The sequence below is a fragment of the Micromonospora rhizosphaerae genome, from assembly GCF_900091465.1.
Taxonomy (GTDB): domain Bacteria; phylum Actinomycetota; class Actinomycetes; order Mycobacteriales; family Micromonosporaceae; genus Micromonospora; species Micromonospora rhizosphaerae.
Genome location: NZ_FMHV01000002.1, coordinates 1,283,646 through 1,304,317 on the forward strand (window position 1 = coordinate 1,283,646; position 20,672 = coordinate 1,304,317).

At 72.4% G+C, this 20,672-nt stretch carries 21 protein-coding genes and 1 pseudogene; 13 read left to right on the forward strand and 9 right to left on the reverse strand.

The genetic code is table 11. From position 1 onward, the window contains the following. Window positions 1–34 precede the first annotated feature (34 nt). Window positions 35–2,023, reverse strand: coding sequence for an acetate--CoA ligase (gene acs, locus GA0070624_RS06230; RefSeq protein WP_091337460.1), 1,989 nt, complete (start codon window positions 2,021–2,023; stop codon window positions 35–37). A gap of 343 nt (window positions 2,024–2,366) precedes the next feature. Here acs and GA0070624_RS06235 point away from each other — a divergent pair, with 343 nt between their 5' ends. Continuing rightward, window positions 2,367–3,113: a Fic family protein gene (locus GA0070624_RS06235; RefSeq protein WP_091337462.1), complete on the forward strand. Its 747-nt coding sequence runs from the start codon at window positions 2,367–2,369 to the stop codon at window positions 3,111–3,113. 9 nt (window positions 3,114–3,122) lie between these two features. On the opposite strand, the gene GA0070624_RS06240 is transcribed toward GA0070624_RS06235, so the two are convergent. From GA0070624_RS06240 to GA0070624_RS06250, 3 genes are all read right to left on the reverse strand, one after another. Then, a complete protein-coding gene (locus GA0070624_RS06240) occupies window positions 3,123–3,932 on the reverse strand; it encodes an HAD family hydrolase (protein WP_091337464.1) in 810 nt (269 codons plus the stop codon). A gap of 342 nt (window positions 3,933–4,274) precedes the next feature. Continuing rightward, window positions 4,275–4,547 carry a tyrosine-type recombinase/integrase gene (locus GA0070624_RS35560; RefSeq protein WP_245718677.1) on the reverse strand — a complete coding sequence of 91 codons (273 nt, stop codon included), beginning with the start codon at window positions 4,545–4,547 and terminating at the stop codon, window positions 4,275–4,277. Between the two features lie 234 nt (window positions 4,548–4,781). Beyond that, a complete protein-coding gene (locus GA0070624_RS06250; protein WP_245718678.1) occupies window positions 4,782–4,982 on the reverse strand; it encodes an SDR family oxidoreductase in 201 nt (66 codons plus the stop codon). An 18-nt stretch (window positions 4,983–5,000) separates the two neighbouring features. On the opposite strand from GA0070624_RS06250, the gene GA0070624_RS06255 reads away from it, so the two are divergent. Beyond that, the gene (locus GA0070624_RS06255; RefSeq protein WP_176731606.1) at window positions 5,001–5,273 is read left to right on the forward strand and encodes a Clp protease N-terminal domain-containing protein; all 273 of its coding nucleotides are present in this window, start codon (window positions 5,001–5,003) and stop codon (window positions 5,271–5,273) included. A 387-nt stretch (window positions 5,274–5,660) separates the two neighbouring features. Here GA0070624_RS06255 and GA0070624_RS06260 read toward each other — a convergent pair whose 3' ends face one another. After that, window positions 5,661–5,960 carry a hypothetical protein gene (locus tag GA0070624_RS06260; protein WP_091337468.1) on the reverse strand — a complete coding sequence of 100 codons (300 nt, stop codon included), beginning with the start codon at window positions 5,958–5,960 and terminating at the stop codon, window positions 5,661–5,663. A gap of 754 nt (window positions 5,961–6,714) precedes the next feature. Next, entirely contained in the window at window positions 6,715–7,647 is a 933-nt protein-coding gene (locus GA0070624_RS06265) for an NAD-dependent epimerase/dehydratase family protein (RefSeq protein WP_091337469.1), read from the reverse strand. Here GA0070624_RS06265 and GA0070624_RS06270 point away from each other — a divergent pair. After that, complete coding sequence (locus GA0070624_RS06270) at window positions 7,636–8,190, forward strand: TetR-like C-terminal domain-containing protein (protein WP_218105119.1); 555 nt, start codon at window positions 7,636–7,638, stop codon at window positions 8,188–8,190. The two genes, GA0070624_RS06265 and GA0070624_RS06270, sit on opposite strands and share 12 nt — an antisense overlap. Before the next feature lie 286 nt (window positions 8,191–8,476). On the opposite strand, the gene GA0070624_RS06275 is transcribed toward GA0070624_RS06270, so the two are convergent. Further along, window positions 8,477–8,845: a hypothetical protein gene (locus GA0070624_RS06275; RefSeq protein ID WP_141714939.1), complete on the reverse strand. Its 369-nt coding sequence runs from the start codon at window positions 8,843–8,845 to the stop codon at window positions 8,477–8,479. 672 nt (window positions 8,846–9,517) lie between these two features. Here GA0070624_RS06275 and GA0070624_RS06280 point away from each other — a divergent pair. The 8 genes and pseudogenes from GA0070624_RS06280 (at window position 9,518) to GA0070624_RS06315 (ending at window position 16,171) form a co-directional block, all read left to right on the forward strand. Continuing rightward, window positions 9,518–10,594 carry an IS110 family RNA-guided transposase gene (locus GA0070624_RS06280; RefSeq protein WP_091348255.1) on the forward strand — a complete coding sequence of 359 codons (1,077 nt, stop codon included), beginning with the start codon at window positions 9,518–9,520 and terminating at the stop codon, window positions 10,592–10,594. A gap of 179 nt (window positions 10,595–10,773) precedes the next feature. After that, on the forward strand, window positions 10,774–11,826 hold the full coding sequence (ssd, locus tag GA0070624_RS06285) for a septum site-determining protein Ssd (protein ID WP_176731986.1): 1,053 nt from the start codon (window positions 10,774–10,776) through the stop codon (window positions 11,824–11,826). Continuing rightward, entirely contained in the window at window positions 11,823–13,034 is a 1,212-nt protein-coding gene (locus GA0070624_RS06290; protein ID WP_091337473.1) for a TadA family conjugal transfer-associated ATPase, read from the forward strand. Before ssd ends, GA0070624_RS06290 begins: the two co-directional genes overlap by 4 nt. Before the next feature lie 764 nt (window positions 13,035–13,798). Then, window positions 13,799–14,365 (forward strand): annotated as a pseudogene (locus GA0070624_RS36765) (type II secretion system F family protein); the annotation flags it as partial. After that, window positions 14,365–15,108 carry a type II secretion system F family protein gene (locus GA0070624_RS06300; protein WP_091348262.1) on the forward strand — a complete coding sequence of 248 codons (744 nt, stop codon included), beginning with the start codon at window positions 14,365–14,367 and terminating at the stop codon, window positions 15,106–15,108. The pseudogene GA0070624_RS36765 and the gene GA0070624_RS06300, both read left to right, overlap by 1 nt. Before the next feature lie 21 nt (window positions 15,109–15,129). Continuing rightward, on the forward strand, window positions 15,130–15,297 hold the full coding sequence (locus tag GA0070624_RS06305) for a DUF4244 domain-containing protein (protein WP_081883916.1): 168 nt from the start codon (window positions 15,130–15,132) through the stop codon (window positions 15,295–15,297). A gap of 110 nt (window positions 15,298–15,407) precedes the next feature. Then, window positions 15,408–15,788: a TadE family type IV pilus minor pilin gene (locus tag GA0070624_RS06310; protein WP_091348265.1), complete on the forward strand. Its 381-nt coding sequence runs from the start codon at window positions 15,408–15,410 to the stop codon at window positions 15,786–15,788. Continuing rightward, window positions 15,785–16,171 carry an Rv3654c family TadE-like protein gene (locus GA0070624_RS06315; RefSeq protein ID WP_091337476.1) on the forward strand — a complete coding sequence of 129 codons (387 nt, stop codon included), beginning with the start codon at window positions 15,785–15,787 and terminating at the stop codon, window positions 16,169–16,171. The genes GA0070624_RS06310 and GA0070624_RS06315 overlap by 4 nt, the downstream gene beginning before the upstream one ends. A 217-nt stretch (window positions 16,172–16,388) precedes the next feature. Here the strand turns inward: GA0070624_RS06315 and GA0070624_RS06320 are convergent, their stop codons facing one another. Together GA0070624_RS06320 and GA0070624_RS06325 are read right to left on the reverse strand one after the other, a co-directional pair. Then, complete coding sequence (locus GA0070624_RS06320; RefSeq protein WP_091337478.1) at window positions 16,389–16,967, reverse strand: LURP-one-related family protein; 579 nt, start codon at window positions 16,965–16,967, stop codon at window positions 16,389–16,391. A gap of 83 nt (window positions 16,968–17,050) precedes the next feature. Beyond that, the gene (locus GA0070624_RS06325) at window positions 17,051–19,465 is read right to left on the reverse strand and encodes a DEAD/DEAH box helicase (protein WP_091348270.1); all 2,415 of its coding nucleotides are present in this window, start codon (window positions 19,463–19,465) and stop codon (window positions 17,051–17,053) included. Window positions 19,466–19,650: 185 nt separating this feature from the next. On the opposite strand from GA0070624_RS06325, the gene GA0070624_RS06330 reads away from it, so the two are divergent. Then, the gene (locus GA0070624_RS06330) at window positions 19,651–20,007 is read left to right on the forward strand and encodes an STAS domain-containing protein (protein ID WP_091337480.1); all 357 of its coding nucleotides are present in this window, start codon (window positions 19,651–19,653) and stop codon (window positions 20,005–20,007) included. Beyond that, entirely contained in the window at window positions 20,007–20,441 is a 435-nt protein-coding gene (locus GA0070624_RS06335; RefSeq protein ID WP_091337482.1) for an ATP-binding protein, read from the forward strand. Before GA0070624_RS06330 ends, GA0070624_RS06335 begins: the two co-directional genes overlap by 1 nt. Window positions 20,442–20,672 lie beyond the last annotated feature (231 nt).

Genomic DNA, 20,672 nt, shown 5'->3' on the forward strand with positions numbered 1-20,672 from the left:
GCGGACCGCCACCCACCGATGGGTACGCCTGTCGTCAGTCCTCGTCGGACTTGCCGCCGCCCATGCCGGAGGCGATCAGGTCCATCACCGAGGAGTCCTGGAGCGTGGTGACGTCGCCGAGTGACCGGCGCTCCGCCACGTCCCTGAGCAGCCGACGCATGATCTTGCCGGAGCGGGTCTTCGGCAGCTCGGGCACCAGCATGATCTGCCGGGGCTTGGCGATCGGGCCGAGCGTCTTCGCCACGTGGTTACGCAGGTCGGCGATGAGCTGCTCGCCGGCCTCGCCGGAGGTCTCGGCGCTGCCGCGCGGGATGGCGAACGCGACGATCGCCTGGCCGGTGGTCGGGTCGGTCGCGCCGACCACCGCCGCCTCGGCCACCGACGGGTGGGAGACCAGCGCCGACTCCACCTCGGTGGTGGAGATGTTGTGCCCGGACACCAGCATCACGTCGTCGACCCGGCCGAGCAGCCAGATGTGCCCGTCGTCGTCCTTCTTCGCCCCGTCGCCGGCGAAGTAGATCCACTCGTCTCCGCCCCCGGCGCCGGCGCCGAACCGCGACCAGTACGTCTCGATGAACCGGTTGTCGTCGCCCCAGATGGTGCGCAGCATCGACGGCCACGGCTCGCGGAGCACCAGGTAGCCACCGCCGCCGTTCGGCACCGACTGGCCCTGGTCGTCCAGGACGTCGGCGACGATGCCGGGCAGCGGGGTCATTGCCGAGCCGGGCTTGGCCTCGGTGACGCCGGGCAGCGGCGAGATCATGATCGCACCGGTCTCGGTCTGCCACCAGGTGTCCACGACCGGCAGCTCGCCCCGGCCGACGTACTGCCGGTACCAGATCCACGCCTCGGGGTTGATCGGCTCGCCGACGCTGCCCAGCAGCCGCAGCGACGACAGGTCGTAGCCGGCCGGGATGTCCTCGCCCCACTTCATCATGGTGCGGATCAGGGTCGGCGCGGTGTACAGGATGGTGACCTTGTACTTGTCGACGATCTCCCAGAACCGTCCCTTGTGCGGGGTGTCCGGGGTGCCCTCGTACATGACCTGGGTGGCGCCGTTGGAGAGCGGGCCGTAGACGATGTAGGAGTGGCCGGTCACCCAGCCGATGTCGGCGGTGCACCAGAAGACGTCGGTCTCCGGCTTGAGGTCGAAGACCGCATGCGTGGTGTACGAGGTCTGGGTCAGGTAGCCGCCGGTGGTGTGCAGGATGCCCTTCGGCCGGGCGGTGGTGCCGCTGGTGTAGAGGATGAAGAGCGGGTGCTCGGCGTCGAACGGCTGCGCGGCGTGCTCCGGCGAGGCGGTCTCCACCGTCTCGTGCCACCAGTGGTCCTTCTCCGACCAGGCGACGTCCTGGCCGGTGCGGCGGACCACCAGCACGTGCTCCACCGACGGGCACTTCGCCACCGCCTCGTCCACGGTCGGCTTCAGCGTCGACGGCTTGCCCCGCCGGTAGCCGCCGTCGGCGGTGATCACGACCTTGGCGGTGGCGTCCTGGATCCGGTTGGTCAGCGCGTCGGCGGAGAAGCCGCCGAAGACCACGCTGTGCGTGGCGCCGATCCGGGCGCAGGCCAGCATGGCGGCCGCCGCCTCCGGGATCATCGGCAGGTAGATCGCCACCCGGTCGCCCGCGGTGACGCCCAGCTCGGTCAGCGCATTCGCCGCCTGGCAGGTCAGCTTGTGCAGGTCGGCGTAGGTGAGGGTGCGGGTGTCGCCCGGCTCGCCCTCCCAGTGGATCGCCACCTTGTCGCCCCGGCCGGCCTCGACGTGCCGGTCCAGGCAGTTGTACGCGACGTTGAGCTGCCCGCCGACGAACCACTTGGCGAACGGCGGGGTCGACCAGTCGAGCACCTGGTCCCACTGCTTCGCCCAGCTCAGCCGCCCGGCCTGGCGCTCCCAGAAACCGAGCCGGTCGCGCTCGCCCTCGGCGTACGCGTCGGCCTTGACGTTGGCCTGCGCGGCGAGTTCGGCCGGCGGCGGGAACTGGCGCGTCTCGTTCAGCAAGTTGGCCAATGCCTCGCTCATGCGGTGACTCCTTCGTCGCGTGACCTGCGTCTCCTACTCGGCTGAGGTTAGTCGCGCGGCCAGCCACCCGCGACAACCCGGTCACCCACTGCGCGCCCAGCGGCCCCCAGCACGCGCCGGGTGGCGCGCCCCTTGCCCGGCGCCCCGGGGTGGCGCGGCTCGCCCGGCGTCCCGGGGTGGCGCCCCTCGCCCGCACCACGCGGGTTGCGGCATGTCGCGGTGTCCGGGGCGCGCGACGGACCGAGATACCGCATCTCGAGTCCAGGGTAGGTGGGCGGTGGCGCAGGTCCCCCTTCGGGCGGGTGCCGGGCGGCCGGGGTTCACGGGTCGATAGCGTGGCGGGGTGACGACGGACCCGCTCGCCCCGCTGCTCGCGCTCGCCGACATCGCGCCCGCCGTCGAGCGCGCCCGCGACCGGGTCGACCAGGCCCACCGCCACCGGGCCCTGCGCCGGCACGGCGGCCAGGTCGCGGCCGAGGTCAGCCTCCGCTCCGCGGTGGCCAGCGCCGCCTTGGAGGGGCGCGCGCACGAGCTCGAGGCGGTACGCGCCGGCACGGTCACCGACCCCCTGCTACAGGGCGCGTTGCGGGTCGCCGGTGCGCTGCCCGGGCTGACCGAGCTCTGGCCGAAGGCCCCCCGGCAGGCCCTCGCCAGGCTGCACGTGCTCGCTGCGCGGGACGTCGTGGCGGAATCGGAGCTGGGCCGGCCGGTGGCCGATCCGGTGGTCGCGGCTCGCCTCGACACGCTGGCCGGCCTGGTCGCCGGCGGCACGAAGGTCTCCCCGCTGGTGCTGGCCGCGGTGGTGCACGGCGAGCTGCTGAACCTGCGCCCGTTCGCCGGGCCGTCCGGGGTGGTGGCCCGGGCCGCCGCCCGGCTGGTGCTGCTCTCCACCGGCTCCGACCCGCGCGGGCTGGTCGCCGTCGACGTCGGCCACCGGGAGCGGGAACCGGAGTACGTCGGGTCGGCCGGCGCCTTCGCCACCGGCACCCCGGACGGGCTGCGCTCCTGGCTCCGGCACTACATGACGGCGGTGGAGATCGGCGCCGACCAGCTCACGGTGATCGGCGACGAGGTCCTCGCCGCCTCCTGACCGGGGCGCTCAGGCAGGGGCGGTGCTGGCGTCGCGGGTGCGGCGGTGGCGGCCATACCAGGCGATGCCGATGGCCACCCCGACACCCACACCGAGCGCGGCCGCCGCGACCGGCACGGCGGGACGCTGACGCAGCCGCCGGCCCAGCGGGACCGGGTGCCGGAACTCCAGCACCGGCCAGGCGTTCTCCACCGCCAGCTTGCGCAGCGCCCGGTCCGGGTTCACCGCCGTGGGATGACCGACGCACTCCAGCAGCGGCCGGTCGCTGTACGAGTCGGAGTAGGCGTACGAGTCGGCCAGGTCGTAGCCGCGCTCGATGGCCAGCTTGCCGACCGCGTCGACCTTGCTCGGGCCGGCCGCGTAGAACTCGACCTCGCCGCTGTACCGGCCGTCCTCGACCCCCATCCGGGTGGCGATCACGTCGGTCACGCCCAGCAGCTCGCCGATCGGGCGGACCATCTCCTCGCCGGAGGCGGAGACCAGCACGACGTCCCGCCCGGCGGCCTGGTGCTCCTCGATGAGGGCGGCGGCCTCGGCGTACACGTAGGGGTTGATCAGCTCGTGGAGCGTCTCCGCGACGATCTGGCGGACCTGCTCCACCTGCCAGCCCTTGCAGAGCGTGGCGAGATAGTCCCGGGTCCGGGCCATGGTCTGCTCGTCGGTGCCGCCCAGCCGGAACATCAGCTGCGCGTACGCCGACTTGACCACGTCCCGTCGGGTGATCAGGCCGTCCCGGTAGAACGGCCGACCGAACGCCAAGGCGCTGGACTTGGCGATGACGGTCTTGTCCAGATCGAAGAAAGCGGCACTTCGGCCCACGGCGCGAAAGTCTAGCCCGACCGGCCGTGGCGGGCGGGTCCCCGGGGCCCTGGTCACGATCACCCCTCAGGTCACCGCTGCGCAGAGTGAAGGTGATCACACTCTACGAACACAAATTAGCGGTGGGTAGAGCGCAGACCACTCGACGTATAAGGGTCCGCTGCGGCATGCTTGTGCTCGCGGCAGGTGTTCATGTCTCATCAACCCGACAGGCTCTCGGCGGTTGCACCCCCCGTGACCGCTGAGTTGGTTCGGCTCGACCCCCCGGAGCCGAACCTCCCGACGACCCCCGTCTCCCCCCGGCGGGGGTCGTCCCTTTGTGGGGTACTGCTCCGGCGCAGGTCACAGGCCCTCCTCGTCCTCGTCTAGGGCCTTCCCCGCCGGCGCTTCCTGGCCCGGAGTCAGCAAATCGTCAGCAGACAGCGTGAAGGCATCCAAGATCCGAGCGGCATAGTCGTCCGGGGTGTGCGTATAACGATTGAGCGTGGTGGACGCCTGCTCGTGGCCCATGACCCGCTGTACCAGGTTGATCGGGACACCGTCGGTGACCAGCCACGTGGCGTAGGCGTGCCGCAGGTCATGGAACCGCATCCCACCGACGGCCTTGGCAGCCACGCACGTGACCGCCTCCCGCTCGGTGGTGAGTGAACTCCGCCGACCACTCCATGCCCTCGCCATCAGGCCAGACCGCGCGGAACCGATGCGGACCGGTCGTGACGACCTGGCCGAGCAGCCCGGCACGGACCAGCGAGGGGCCAGCCCTCATGACCACTTGACGATCCATAGGAGCATCGAAACGGCCTCGCTGGACGCTTGACGCCCTGCCAACTTCGAAGGCGCAACGTTTGGTTAGGAGATGCCGCCGTCGCTGCGTAAGAGTTGGCCGTTGATCCAGCCCCCGTCGGGTGAACACAGGAACGCGACGAGGTTCGCACAGTCCTGTGGGCGCCCGAGGCGACCGAGCGGCGTGGACCGTAGGACGGCAGCCTTGATCTCTGCGGTCATCCAGCCGGTATCGGTTGGACCCGGATCGATGGCGTTGGCGGTCACGCCGAGGTGGGCCAGTTCTTGAGCAGCGGCCAGGGTGATCCGATCGAGAGCGACCCGTTCGAGGGGGCCGAGGTCGCCGCCGGCCTGGATCGGGCCAGGGAGATCTCACTGGCCTACCGGCACCGTGATACGGGTACCAGCCACCTCCTGCTCTCGCTGGTCGAGGACGACGCCGGCGAGGCCGCTGCAATCCTGCGCGCCCTCGGCGTCGATCCGGCCGCGGTCCGCGAGCGGGTCCAGCAGGACCTAGCTTCCGCACCGGCCGTATTGCCGCCCCCTACCGCCGAGTGACCAGCCGGGCGTAGCGGGGTGGCGCATGTGCTGCAGAGATGTCGCCCGCTGATCTATCTACTCCCTCGAAGGCAGCGAGAAGGCAGCAACGACGCGAGCACCCTGCGATCCCGGTCACGGGTCGAGTGCGTATAGCGGTCCGTCAACCTGTAGGCGGAGTCAGCAGCGAGTCAGCAGACACGCCGCTATTCGACGTTGACGGACGGGAAGGAGCGACTGGGCGGCCCGTGAGGTGTCATGGGGCCGTTCTACCGGAGAGCGTGATGCGGGTTGAATCCTTGCGGTCCAGCTCGCCGAGGCGTCGTGATGGGATGCCGGCTGCGCCGCCCGCTCCTTAGCCAGGTTGTCGATGATCCATCGCAGCGCCGACGGGCATTAGGTACAAAGCTATTGCCGCCAAGCGGCGGCCTGAATCGCAGCACCGGCAACCCATAGTGCAGGCGCGGCAAGGGCTCCGATGATGAGACCAGTCCCGAAGTGCCGGGCGCCCTTCCGGAAGCTCACGATGAAACCAGCCACCAGAGTCACCACTAGGGGAAAGATAGCTAGCATCAGGTACCAGGCAAACCAGGCGATAAACATGTCGCTAGCACGCGGAACCATGTCGACAGTGACAACAATTAGTGAGTGCGCGAACACTGCAAGCAGAAGCCCTATCCACAATGGACCCCGCTTGCTCTGCTCCATGCTGCGCCTCCATAGCGAACCTAAGAGAAGGTTGCCTCCACCCCGTTTATCCTGTCATCGCCAAGCCGGAAAGGACAGGAGAGCTGACATTTCGTGATCGATGCGTGCGGAGCCGGTGTCCCTGTCCGAGTTCTGACGGACCACTTGTTCGAGCGCAAAACGTCCACGGCGGAGCTTGGCGGCGATCGATTTGGCGGAAGCGGTCCACACGAACCGCGTCGTTGTGTACGCGCAGGTACTGTGGCCGGCGCACCACAGTCGACACTAGGAGCCGGGTGGCTCTCATTAGCAACGGTGACAGACATCCCATGGGCAGCGACAGCCTGGCCTTTCGGTAGTGATGGGGGCACACCGAGCGGCCTCTGAGCCTAGAAATGGAGGCGAGGCAGCCAGGAGGCAGCAAGACGGTCGCCAGCAGTAGGTAGAGAACCGTCACGGTCGATACGGCTGCCGTGCTCAGCCGTTTGCTCAGGGAGCGGGTGCCGGCGCGGGTCCCGCGGAGGCGCTCGGCGTTGAGTAGACCCGAGACGAGCAGCACGATCTCCTCGCGCACGGACAGGGTGGCGCGGTTTACAACACTCATGGCGACGCGGGGCCCTGTGAAGTTGGTCGGTGAGAGGACCATCTTCATACCGGGTTTTGCGTCTTTTCGTTGCACCGCGACGGATCCGGCGTGTCCAACCGCCCGACCCGGCTGACTGCCTACGCGCCGGAATGGTCACGCGGAGAGGCTCAGTTGGTCGTTGCGCTCGAGTCAGCGCGCAGCTTGTGCGCGCAAGCCCTCGATGGTCTCCCGCAGCGCTTCGTCGGTCGAGGTCGGTTCGATCCCGAAGGCGGCCGTGGCGGCGGACGAGTCGAGTACAAAAGGCCGTTGTAGCTGGTACTGGACCTCAAGCATCTCCCGCGCAGCCGGATTGAAGAACCCTGCGAGGCGGAGTGCGAAGCTGGGCATCTTGGCCACTTGGGCGACTGGCGCCTTCGCCAGTTCGGCGGCACGGGTGGCAAGCGCACGGATGGACAGCGGCGGCGCGGTGGGCACATGCCACGGTCGGCCCCACGCGTTCTCGTCGGCCGCGACTGCGACCAGCGTGCGGGCCACGTCACCGACGTAGGTCCAGCTGTGCGGCGCGTCCAGGTCGGCGGGCACCGAACCGCGTTGACCGGCGAGCACCTTGGGTAGCACCATGACGTTGAACGAGGAGACCGTGCCCGCACCCAGGTAGTCCGATCCGCGGACCTCGGCTGTCCGGATCCGCCCGGCTTCGTGCGCTGCCAGTGCGTCGGCCCACAGTTTGACCCGCACCTCGCCCTTCACCGAGTTGGGACGCAGCGGCAGCTGTTCGGTCATCGGGCCATCGACCTGGCCGTAGCCGTAGAGGTTACCGGTGGTGACGAGCACTGCCCCGCTCGCCTCCGCGGCACGCACGAGTGCCGCGCCGGGGGGCGGCCAGTCGGCGGACCAGCGGTGATATGCCGGGCCTGCGCAGCAGTACAGCGCGATGGCGCCTTCGGCGTGCCGGGCGAGAGCGTCGGAGTCATTGGCGTCCGCGACGATCCGGTCGATCCCATCTTGTTCCGGCCCGGCACCACTACGGGTGAGAAGACGGACTCGCTCGCCTTTACCAGCGAGCAACCGTGCGGTGGCCAAGCCGACCGGCCCGGCTCCGATGATGACGTGAAGGGACATGCGGGGAACACCCTCTTCCCGAGCCGCGACGCCCTGCTCACCGCGCTGATCATCGACGCGTACGAGGCGCTGGGCACGGCGGCGACCGAAGCCGAATCGGGCGTGCCTCGCGACGACCTACGCGGCCGGTGGCTAGCCGTCTGCCGCGCGGCGCGTACGTGGGCGCTCTCGCATCCGGCCGAGGACGGCCTGCTTTACGGCAGCCCAGTACCCGGTTACGCCGCGCCGCAGAGGACCGTTGCGCTGGCAGCGAAAGTGGTATCCCTGCTCGTGGACGTCGTCATCGATGGCTCTGAACAATTGGAGCCAGTGTCGTCGCCGGTCCCCGAACCTGTCCGCGCCGACCTGCGCCGTCTGATCGACCAACATCCGGGCGACCTGCCGGAGGAACGGCTCGACCGCGTGTTCGTCGGCTGGACCCACCTGTTCGGCCTGATCAACTTTGAGGTGTTCGGCCGCCTGGACGGCACGATCGAGACACGTGCCGAGTACTTCGACCACCACATGGCCCTGATGGCCGACCTGGCCGGAGTCCCGCGCTGACCCTGCCTGCGAAGATCGCGAAGCGAGCCAGGTCTTGCTCAATCGGTCGCCGAGCACGTCGGTCCACGCACCTGCAGCAGCCCTCTTGGACCTTGAGCAATCACCGCAGGTCAAAGGCCCTGCTGCAACAACACACGTGAGCGGCAGGTGCTCACAGCTTTCGTCGGCACGTCTGCGCGACCGAATTACCTGACCACTCAACGGCATCAACCGGTTGCGCGGAAAGGCTCAGTGCCCGGCATGCTCAAGGCCCGCGTGACCATCAACTGGGGCCCCGATCTACCAATCAGTCCATGGGCGGCAGTCTCACCTTGCTCAGCTCGTAGGATGGGCGCCGCGCCGCACGCTCCGCCTCCGCTCGCGCCTCCCGCCGGTGTTCGAATACCCGGCGCAGGTCATAGACGGCGGCGAAGGGTCCGAGCACGCCCAGGAGAAGGAACCAGATCCCCACCTTGTATTCGCCTTCGATGGGGTTCACCCAAAGCAGTCCGGTGCCCGCGCCAAGTCCCACCACCGGCATGATCATCGTGCCGATGACCTTGATGCCGCGGGCGGCGCCGAAGCGGATGGCGAGAACGCCGGTAGGTATCGCGAACACCCCGGCGAAGAGCATGCCGCCAACGATGACGAGAAACACCGGATAACTGACTGACATTCGCGACAGTGTAGCCAGCACCAGTGCCCGATCGTGCCCGGTGATACGGCGGACTGCGGCCAACAGTGGCAAATGCACCGCAGCGAAGTTCACGCTACGTCGACCAGTGCTTGGCTTGCGAGGCGGTGGCTGGTCGTCGTCGGACTCGGCGCCTGCCTCGGCCTACTTCTGTACGCGTGGCGACGGGCGCCGACTCGGGCGGGCTTAAGTTGCACCGGTGGCGGTCAGATCTGCGGCGGCGTGAACGTCAGGTCGCCGCGTCGGCGTCATGCCATGCCCGCTGGTCGGCGACAGTGTCGGCCCGCGTCCTCCGCCGTCATGATCACACGCTACCCGGGCGGCCCCGCCGAACCTCTACGCCGCGCGCACACTCCGATTGCCAGCGGTTCGTCCATAACAGATCGACTCCCTCGGCGAGGGTTGTCCACGGTGAGATGCTTCGTCCCGCCCGGTCGGCCATGATCGTCGTGCTCCCGGCGCTGGTCTGACTCTTTATCCACCTGGCGCCTCGGCTGCCCTTCGCCTGATTTGTCGGCCGCGCCGGGTGCACGCGCCGAACGGACGGGTGTGACCTGACAGGAGCCTGTGCAAGAGGTCCCATCACCGTGCTGTCCGTCCGCCCGACGGTGCGTGCTGCCCCGGTTGGTCACCTGGAAGGACAGCACTCCCACCATGACAGATCACCAGTTCGAAGTCATCGGCGGCGTTGACACCCACGCCGATACCCACACCGCCGTGGTCATCGACGAGGTCGGCCGGATGCATGGCCATCGCCAGTTCCCCACCACGGTGGCTGGCTACCGGGCGCTGCTGGCGTGGATGAGCGAACACGGTCCGGTGCGGTCGATCGGGATCGAGGGCACCGGCAGCTACGGCGTCGGCCTGGCCCGCTACCTGCGCGCCCAGGGCGTGCATCTCGTGGAGGTCGACCGGCCCAACCGCAAGATGCGCCGTCAGCGCGGCAAGTCCGACCCGATCGACGCCGAAGCCGCCGCTCGGGCGGTGCTGGCCGGCACCGCGTCCACCACCCCAAAGAACCGAGACGGGCAGGTGGAGGCCATCCGGGTCATCCGCGTGGCCCGCACCTCAGCGGTGAAGTCGCGCACCGCGGCGCTCAACGCCCTGGTCGGCATGGTCCGCACCGCCCCGGAACCGTTGCGCACCCAACTGCTGGACCTGCGCAACTCGGAGCTGATCATGACTGCTGCCGCGTTGCGGCCGGCCCTGGACATCGCCGACCCGATCGCGGCGACCAAGACCGCGATCCGTCGGCTGGCGCGTCGCATCATCGACCTGGACCGCGAGATCCGGGCCGCCGACGTCGACCTGCAGGTGCTGCTCAAGCAGGCCGCCCCGCAGCTGCTGGAGTTGCCCGGAGTCGGCCCTGAAGTCGCCGCGCAGCTGCTCATCACCGCCGGCGACAACCCGGAGCGGATCCGCGACGAGCGGGCGTTCGCCGCACTCTGCGGGGTCTCACCCATCCCCGCCAGTTCCGGTCGCACCGACCGGCACCGCCTCAACCGAGGCGGGGACAGGATGGCCAACAGGGCGCTCTACATCGTGGCGGTCAACCGGATGCGCTGCCATCCCGAGACGCAGACCTACGTCGAGCGCCGACGCGAGCAAGGACTGAGCAACAAAGACATCTCCCGATGTCTGAAGCGGTACATCGCGCGTCAGGTCTACCCGCTGATCTTGGAATCCCTGCGCATCCGGCCCCCGTCATCCACAGCCCTCGCAGAGCTCTGACCAGCCCGGCTTGCATTACAGGAGCATCAGCGGGCGCGGTTGTCCACAGCCGGCGAATGGCGGGCGGCGGATCGGGCGCGACCGGCAGCAGGCTCACCGCCAGCACCCGAGCCCGACCGCTGGAGGCCGCCATGCCGCCCCGTACCCCGCTTCCACCCCACCGCCGGCTCCCCCTGCTGGTGACCGCCGACGGCGACCTCCTCGACGAGCTGCTCCGGCTGGCCGCGGCGGGTGGCACCGAGGTCGAGCTCGCCGCCGACCCGGCCGCCGCCCGAGCCCGCTGGCTGCCGGCGCCCCTGGTGCTCGTCGGCAGCGACCAGGCGCAGGCCTGCCTGCGGGCCCGGCTGCCGCGCCGGTCCAGGATGGTGCTGGTGGCCCGCTCCGGCCAGCTCGACCCCGGTGCGGAGATCGCCGAGCTGATCGGCGCCGAGCACGTGGCGACGCTGCCCGCCGCCGAGCCGTGGCTGGTCGACCGTTTCGCCGAGTGCGTGTCAAGCGCGTCCGACGGGACGGCACGGATCATGGCGGTGCTCGGTGGTCGGGGCGGCGCCGGCGCCAGCGTGCTCGCCGGCGGTCTCGCCGTCACCGCCGCTCGCGCTCGGCTGCGCACCCTCCTGGTGGACGCCGACCCGCTCGGCGGTGGGCTTGACCTGGTGCTCGGCTGGGAGCAACTCGAAGGGCTCCGTTGGCCCGCGCTCACCGACGCCGACGGTCGGGTCGACCCCCCGTCGCTCGTCCGCGCCCTGCCCAGCCGGGGCGATCTGGTGGTGCTCTCCTGGGACCGGGGCGACCTGCTGCACCTGCCCGCCCAGGCGATGGCCGCCACGGTCGACGCCGCGCGCCGGGGCCGCGACTTCGTGGTCGTCGACCTGCCCCGGCAGCTGGACGACGCGGCCGTGGTCGCGTTGCAGGCGGCGGATCGGGCCCTGGTGGTCGTACCGGCCGAGCTGCGGGCCACCGCCGCCGCGGCCCGGGTGGTGGCCAACGCCGCGCCGCACTGCGCCGACCTGGCGGTAATCGTCCGCGGTCCGGCGCCGGGCCGGCTCAAGGCCGACGAGGTGGCGCGGGCACTCGGGCTGCCACTCGCCGGCACGCTCCGCCCTGAGCCGGCGCTCTGCCGGGGGCTGGAACGGGGCGAGGCGCCCGCCGCCGCCGGTCGGGGTCCGCTCGCCGCGCTCTGTCAGCGGATCGTCGCCGAGCTGACCGGCTTACCGGCAACGGGTGCGGCATGACCGGCCCCGCCGACGCCGGAGAGCTGGCGGTGCGCGTCCGGCAACGCTTCGCCGCCGCGGCCACCCCGGTCACCCCGGCCGCGATCGTCTCCGCCGTACGGGCCGAGCCGGCCGCCGCCGTGCTCGGCGACACCGCCCTGCTGCGGATCGCCGACCAGGTGCACGACGACCTGGTCGGCGCCGGTCCGCTCGCCCCGCTGCTGGCCGATCCCGAGGTGACCGACGTACTGGTGAACGGCACCCGGGTCTGGGTCGACCGGGGGCAGGGGTTGCACCAGGTCGCGGTGCCGCTCGGCTCGGCCGATGACGTACGCCGGCTGGCGCAACGTCTCACCGCCTCCGCCGGGCGCCGGCTGGACGACGCCTCCCCGTACGCGGACGCCCGGCTGCCCGACGGGACCCGGCTGCACGCCGTGCTGCCTCCGGTGGCGACCGACGGGCCCTACCTGTCCCTGCGCACCTTCCGGCAACGGCCGTTCACCCTCGATGAGCTGGTGCGGCAGGGCACCGTGCCCCGGCCGGTCGCTCCGGTGCTCGCCGCCGTCGTGGCGGCCCGGCTGGCGTATCTGGTCACCGGTGGCACCGGCTCCGGCAAGACCACGCTGCTCAACACCCTGCTCGGGCTGGTGCCGGCCACCGAGCGGATCGTGCTGGTCGAGGACGCGGCCGAGCTGCATCCGGTGCACCCGCACGTGGTCGGGCTCCAGGCCCGCACGTCGAACGTGGAGGGCTCGGGCGCGGTCGGGCTCAGCGACCTGGTCCGGCAGGCGCTGCGGATGCGCCCGGACCGGCTGGTGGTTGGGGAGTGCCGGGGCGGGGAGGTGGTCGATCTGCTCGCCGCGCTGAACACCGGCCACGACGGTGGCGCAGGGACGCTGCACGCCAACGCCCCGGCGGACGTACCGGCCCGGCTGGAGGCGCTCGGGCTGTTGGGCGGCCTGCCGAGGGCGGCGCTGCACGCCCAGGTCGCCGCCGCGCTGCAGGTGCTGCTCCAGGTGCGCCGCGGCGCCCAGGGGCGGGTCCTGGAGTCGATCAGCCTGTTGCTGCCGGAAGGGCCGGATCGACTGGTGACCGTGGTACCGGCCTGGATTCGCGGGCGCGGGCTGGGTCTCGCCGCCCGGGCGCTCGGGGCGCTGCTGCGGGACCGGGGTGTCGATGTGCCGCCGATCCTCTGTGCGGCGTGGCCTGGCTCGGCCGGTCCGTCGTGACCGGGACGGCCTGGCTGGTGACGATGTTCCTGACGACGGCCGCGGCGATGGTGGCCTGGCCGGCGCGGAGCGGCCGGACGCGGCGTCGCGCGGTCCTCGGGTGGGCGCGCCGGCCCGCTCCCGATGCGGCCACGACGGTGCGTCGGGGGCGGACATGGGCCACCCCACGCACCGGTGCCGAGGGGCGCTTGGTGACTCGAGCGCGGGTGCGGGCGATCCCGCTGGGACACGCGGCGGGCGGTCGACACGGCGGTCCCTTCGGGATGGTCGCCAGGCCGCTGCCGACGAGGCCGCCGGGGCGGGTCGACCCGTCCCGTCCGGTCGGAGCCTCGCTTCTCGGCCCGGTGTTTGCAGCCGGTGCGCCGATTTTCGAGCCGACGCCGGGCAGTGCCGCTCCGGGTCTGCTTCTCGACCATGCCGTGGGCAGTGCCCCCGGTGCCCTGCTGGTCAACCCGGGCCCGTCCGGTGCGCTGCTTCCCGTACCGGCTGCCGGCGCTCGGGTCGGGGTCCGTTCCGGGACGTCCGTCAGGTCGGTGTCGGCTCATCCGGACGGGCTCGAGGGAGGGCGGCGGTGGTTCGCCCCGATCGGGGCGGGCTCCGCGCGGCGGACGCTGCTGCTGGTCGCCCTGGTGGGCGGTGGGATCGGTGGGGCACTGGCCGGCCCGGTGGCCGCGGTCGTCCTCGGCGCCTACGCCGCGCTGGGGGTCCGGGCGGTCCTGCGCCGTCAGGCCGGCCGGCGGGCTGACCGGGCCCGCCGGCAGAGTCTGGACCAGCTCTGCGCCCTCGCCGCCGATCTGCGGGCGGGGCTACCGGTCACGGCCGCAGTGGACGGGCCGCTGGCGGGCGAACCCGAGTCCCGGCCGGTCGACGGGTCGCACGCGGGCGGGCCGGGTTCTCGCCCGGTCGACGGGTCGGCTCGCGCCCGCCCGGTGCGCCAGCCGTGCTTCTCGTCCGCCGAGGGTCCCGGGCTCACCCCGTCGGACGGCCCGGCCCGGATCAGGCACCTGGCCCGGGCCGCCGTACGCCTGGCCGACGACACCGGGGCGCCCCTGGCCGAGCTGCTGGAGCGGATCGAGGCCGACGCCCGAGCGGCCGACCGCGGGCTGGCCGCGGCCGCCGCGCAGGCGGCCGGGGCGCGGGCGACGGCATGGCTGCTTGCCGCCCTTCCACTCGGTGGCATCGCGCTCGGCTACGCCATCGGGGTGGACCCGGTCGCGGTGCTGGTGCACACGCCAATCGGGGGCGGCAGCGCAGTGCTGGCCGTCGCGCTGCAGATCGGCGGGCTGCTCTGGGCGGAGCGGCTCGGCGCGTCGCCCGGATGGGCCGACTGATGTTCCCGCAGGCACTGGCGGCGGGCTGCCTGGTCGGGGCGGCGCTGCTCGTCGTCGCGGTTGGCGCGCCGGCTACCCGACCGGGCCGGCGCCTCCGCCGGCTCCGGCCTCCGTCAGAGGAGACGGCCGAGCGGACGCGGCCGTCCTGGTGGCCGGACCGGATCCGGCTCGGCGCAGGGCTGGCCGGTCTCGCCGCCGTGGTCGTCGTCGGTGGCCCGGCGGGCCTCCTCGCCGGGGCGCTGACCGCATTCGCGGCGGACCGCCTGCTGCGCCGGATCGAACCGCGCGCCGTCCGGGACCGGCGACTGCGGGAGACCGCGGACCTGCCGCTCGCCGCCGACCTGCTGGCGGCGGCCCTCCGGGCCGGAGCGCCGGTCGACCGCTCGGTGCTGGCGGTTGCGGAGGCACTCGGCGGGCCGTTGGCCGACCGGCTCGGGCGGGTCGGCCGGACGATGCTGCTCGGCGGTGAGCCGGCGGAGGCCTGGTCACACCTGCTTGCGGTGTCCGGCGCGGACCGCCTGGTGGCCGCCGCTCTCCGCTCGGCCAATAGCGGGGCGGCCCTAGCCGGCGCGCTCACCCGCCTCGCCGACGACCTGCGGGCCGACCGGTCCACCGCCGCCGAGGCGGCGGCCCGGCGGGCGGGGGTCCTCATCGTGCTGCCGCTCGGGCTGTGCTTCCTGCCCGCCTTCATTCTCGCCGGTCTGGTGCCGGTGATCGTCGCCGTCCTCGGCGACGTGCTCTGACCCAACGAGAAGGGGTAAGACATGCGCAAACTCATCGCCCGCCTGCGCGGCGACGCCGGGATGAACACCGCCGAGTACGCCGTGGGCACGCTGGCCGCGGTGGCGTTCGCGGGCATCCTGCTCAAGGTGCTCACCTCCGGCAACGTGCAGTCCGCGCTGACCGCCGTCATCGACCGGGCGCTGAAGTGACCCGGCGCCGGCGGGTCGGCCGCCGCCACGGCTCCAGCACCCCGTCGCTGACAGCTGGCGGTGCCCGTGGTGCCGAGCGGGTCGGCAGGCCAGCGGACCAGCGAGACGCGGTGGTCCGGCCTGGCCGTCGGCCACACGGACTCGCCCGCGACCGTGGCTCGTTCACCGCCGAGCTCGCGGCCGGCCTGCCGGCGCTGGTCCTGCTGTTGTTCGCCGGCCTCACCGCGGTCAACGCGGTGACCGCGCGGGCCGGTTGCCTGGACGCGGCCCGGGAGGCGGCGCTCGCCGCCTCGCGGGGCGAGGCCGGTACGGCCGCCGGCGCTCGCTACGCCCCGCCCGGCGCCGATGTCTCGGTCACCGTCGCCGGCGAGCGAGTCACCGCGACCGTCCGGGTGCCGGTCCGCACGCTGGGCGCGCGGCTGCCCCGGATCACCGTGTCCGCCACCGCCGTCGCGGCGGTCGAGCCCGGTGCGCCGGGACCACGACCATGACGCGGCTCGATCGGGTCGGCTCGACGCGGGCGAGGTCGACCGCTGACCGGGGCGGCGCGACGATCTGTCTGCTCGCCGTGGGGCTGGTGTTCGTGCTGGTCGGCCTCTTCGGAGCGGCGCTCGGCGCGGTCCGGGTGGCCCGGCAGCAGGCCCGGGTCGCGGCGGACTTCGGCGCGCTCGCCGGTGCCGGTCGCGCGCTCGACGGGCAGGCGACGGCCTGCGGAGACGCCGGGGAGCTGGCCCGCGCCAACGGCGCACGGCTGTCCGCCTGCCGGCTCGACGGGCTCGACGTCGTGGTTACGGCGGAGGTCACGGTCAACCCCCTGCCCGGGCTGAGCCGCACCGCCAGCGCCACGTCCCGCGCCGGCCCGGTTCGCGGCTGACGGATATGAACGGGGCCCGGGCCGGCGTACCGGATCGGCCTGCGTGGGGAGCAGGTCCGGCGCGTATGGGCAGCGCGGGTCGGGCGCGTGCGGGCGGAGCGGGTCTAGTGCGCGAGCGGACCGGGCCGGGACCGCAGGGCGGACGGAGCCGGGACCGCAGGGCGGACGGAGCCGGTCGGGGCGCGAGCGAGGTGCCGCGCCCCGACCGGGGTCGGGATCAGCGGGCCTGGAGGGCGTCCAGGCCGACGGCCATGGCGATGACGAGGCGCCGGTCGATCTGCGGGTTCTGGATCTCGACGACGTACCGGTCGCGCAGGCCCCACTTCTTGACCACCGAGAAGACCGGCTGGCCCCCGGCGACGAAGTCGAAGTGGTACGGCAGCCAGGAGAGCGAGTCGACGAACCGGCGCAGCAGCGCTACCGGCAGGCTGCGCTCCTGCCCGGTGATCTGCGGCAGACCCGGCTGCTCGACATGCCAGGTGGACCGCAGCAGCGACTGGGCGAAGTCCTTGCGGAACAGCCCGATCGGGTTGCCGGCGTGGTCGGTTACGTCGTACGTGGCGCCGAGGTCGAGCCGCTGCCGGGCCCTGAAGCCGAGCAGGGGGTGCTGCTTCGAGTCGTCGGTGTAGATCGTCACCTGCTCCTTGAAGGCGAGCCGCTTCTGCTGCGCGAACGCGAGCAGCTCGCCCTCCGAGCCGTCCGGCGCCACGGCATGGACCTCGTACTGGTTGACCATCATCCGGATCCGCTGCCGGATGAGGAACTGGTGCTGGCTCTGCAGGCTGTCGAGCTGCATGGGATCTCCTTCGAAGGGGAACGCCGGAGTCTCGCACAGCTCGGGCGTTATTGTCCGCCCTCGACAACTCGTCCAGGCCCTGATCAGCTGGCGGCTGCCGCCCGTTCGTCCTGGCGCGGCAGCGCCGGCCCCCGCCCCTCATCGGCGTCTGCCTCTGACGGGAGGTTCGCGAGCACCACGTCGAGGACCTTCACCGCGTCGGGCTTGGAGAGCGGGTTGTTGCCGTTGCCGCACTTCGGGGACTGCACGCAGGACGGGCAGCCCGACTCGCAGCCGCACTCGGCGATCGCATCCCGGGTGGCCCGCAGCCAGGCCGCCGCCGTCCCGTACGCCCGCTCGGCGAAGCCCGCCCCGCCCGGGTGCCCGTCGTAGACGAAGACGGTCGGCGCCTCGGTGTCCGGGTGGACGGCGGTCGACAGGCCCCCGATGTCCCAGCGGTCGCAGGTGGCCATCAGCGGGAGCAGTCCGATCCCGGCGTGCTCCGCGGCGTGCAGCGCGCCCGGGACGTCGGCAGGCGCCACCCCGGCAAGAGCCAGCGACTCCGGCGACACGGTGAACCAGACCGCCACCGTGCGCAGCTCCCGGGCCGGGAGGTCGAGCGGCCGGGTGTCGATCACCTCGCCGGAGGCGATCCGTCGCCGCTGGTACGACACCACCTGGCTGGTCACGTCCACCTCGCCGAGGAAGAGCCCGACCGGCCCGGCGTCCACGTACGACCGCACCGACACCACGGACAGCGAGGTGACGTCCCGGGCGTGGGTGGACCAGTCCGGCTCCTCGGCATGCACCAGCGCGCACCCGTCCTCGAGGTCCAGCGAGTCGACCACGTACGAGACGCCCTGGTGCAGGTAGACGGCGCCGGGGTGGACGAGGAAGTGCGACGAGCCACCGTCGACGGTGCCGAGCAGCCGCCCGGTGGACGCCTCCACCACACAGACCGGCGCGCCGCCCTCGCCGCGCAGGTCGACCTCGGGCCGCTCCCGGTGCCGCCAGTACCAGCCGGTCGGCCGCTGCCGCAGTGCCCCGGCCGCGACCAGTTCCTCGACCGCCTCCTTGGCGCCGTCGCCGAAGAGGTCCAGGTCGGCCGGGGTGAGCGGGGCCTCGGCCGCGGCGCAGGCGAGCTGCGGGACGAGCACGTACGGGTTGGCCGGATCGAGCACGGTCGCCTCGACCGGCCGCCCGAAGAGCGCCTCCGGGTGGTGCACCAGGTAGGTGTCGAGCGGGTCGTCCCGCGCCACCAGCACCGCCAGCGCCTCGTCGCCCGAGCGCCCGGCCCGCCCGGCCTGCTGCCAGAGCGAGGCCCGGGTGCCCGGCCAGCCGCAGATCAGCACGGCGTCCAGCCCGACCAGGTCGACGCCGAGTTCCAGCGCGTTGGTCGAGGCGAGCCCGAGCAGCTCGCCGTCCAGCAGGGCACGTTCCAGCTCGCGCCGCTCCTCCCGCAGGTAGCCGGCCCGGTAGGCGGCGATCCGGTCACCCAGCCCGGGGACCGCCTCGTCGAGCGCGCGCCGGGCGGTCGCGGCCACCACCTCGGCCCCGCGCCGGGAGCGGACGAAGGCGAGCGTGCGTACCCCCTCGACCACCGTGTCGGCGAGCAGGTCGGCGGTCTCCCGCAGCGCGGATCGACGCACCGGCGCCAGATCGGCGGCCTCGTCCATCGCCGGATGCGGCAGCAGCGGCGGCTCCCAGAGCGCGAAGGTCACCCCGCCGCGCGGCGAGGTGTCCTCGGTGACGGCCCTCACCGGCAGGCCGGTGAGCCGGCCGCCCGCCGTCGCCGGGTCGCCCGACGTCGCGGAGGCCAGCACGAACACCGGCGTACTACCGAAGCGCGCGCACTGCCGCCGCAGCCGGCGCAGCACGTGCGCCACGTGCGAGCCGAACACGCCCCGGTAGGTGTGGCACTCGTCGATCACCACGTACGCGAGCCGGCGCAGGAAGCCGGACCAGTGCGCGTGGCCCGGCAGGATGCCGTGGTGCAGCATGTCCGGGTTGGTCAGCACGAACCGGGAGTGCCGGCGGATCCACTCCCGTTCGGCGCGCGGGGTGTCCCCGTCGTAGCAGGCGGGGCGTACCCCGTCGAGCTCCAGCGCGGCGACCGCGCGCAACTGGTCGGCGGCGAGCGCCTTGGTCGGCGCCAGGTAGAGCACCGTGGCCCGGGGGTCGGCGAGCAGGGTGGTCAGCGCCGGGAGCTGGTACGCCAGCGACTTGCCGGACGCCGTGCCGGTGGCCACGACCACGTGCTTCCCGGCGTACGCCAGCTCGGCGGCCTCGGCCTGGTGCCGCCACGGGGCGACCACGCCGCGCCGGGCGAACGCCGCCCGCAGCTCCTCGGGGGCCCACTCCGGCCACGGCGCCGGCTCGCCGGCGCGGGCCGGCACCCGCTCGACGTGGGTGACCGGGTCGGCGCCGTGGTGCCGGGCGCGCAGCCGACGAAGCAGCTCGGCCGGCGGTCGGCCGGGGCCGGCGCCGGCGGATACGGTGGCTGCGGACGACGGCTTCAGCTCGCGGCGCGGCGATAGACGCGTCGAGCTGAAGCTGTCGGAGGTCACGTCCTGCACTCTCGCACTGGTGTTCGGAGATGGAAACCCGGGGGGCGTGGATATGGGAAGCCTGCGCCGGTGGCCATGGGGGTCATCGGCCGGGATGGTTAGATGCCCAGGAGAGTTTACGGCTCGAGGAGGGACCGATGGAGCTGTCGCTGGCGACCCGCGCCGTGGGGGAGCACACGGTGCTCGAGGTCGGCGGTGAGGTGGACGTCTACACCGCGCCGCGCCTCCGGGAACGGCTCCTCGAACTGATCGACGGTGGTGCCCGCCAGGTCGTGGTCGACCTGGGCCGGGTGGACTTCCTCGACTCGACCGGCCTCGGCGTGCTGGTCGGGGCGCTCAAGCGGCTCCGCGCCGCCGGCGGTTCGTTCGCCCTGGTCTGCGACAAGGAGCCGCTGCTCAAGATCTTCCGGATCACCGCGCTGGACCAGGTCTTTCCGCTGCACCCGACGGTCGACGCGGCGGTCAGCGCCGACCCGACCGGCACCGGCGCGTGATGGCGACGGTCCGGCTCTCCTTCTCGCCCGCCCCGGTGCACGTCCGCACCGCCCGCCTGGTCGGCGTCGCGGTGGCCCGCCGCGCCGGCGTACGTGAGGATCTGCTCGACGAGGTCCGCCTGGCCATCGGTGAGGCGTGCACCCGGGCGGTCGCCCTGCACCGGCAGTACGGCCTGCCCGATCCGGTGCTGGTGGAGATGTCCGACACCGGCGCGTATACGGTGCGGGTGGTGGACCGGGCCCCGATCGAGGCCGGCATCGGTCTCGCCGCGCTGCCGCCGGACGAGCTGGCCAAGGAGTCGCTCAGCGAGGACGCGCTGACCACCGGCGTCGGCTTCGCCCTGCTCGCCGGCTTCGTCGAGGACCTGCAGGTCCGTCCGGTCGACGAGGGCATCGGCACCGAGGTCCGGATGGTCTGGCCGGTCGGCCGCTGACCTGAGTCTCATCCGCGCAGGCCGCGTTCCCGCCCCGGGAACGCGGCCTCATCGTGTTGACCGGCCTTTATATCAGATTTCTCCTCATATCACAGCGATGAAGATCATCCGGGCAGGGCGCACCCTCGGTGTGACCTCGAACACTGCGTGGGGCTACAGTACGCGGGTTGTCAGCAAGTGATCCTTCCCGCAGCCAGCGGGAACGGGTCGCTGGTCCGCCGGGGCGGGTTG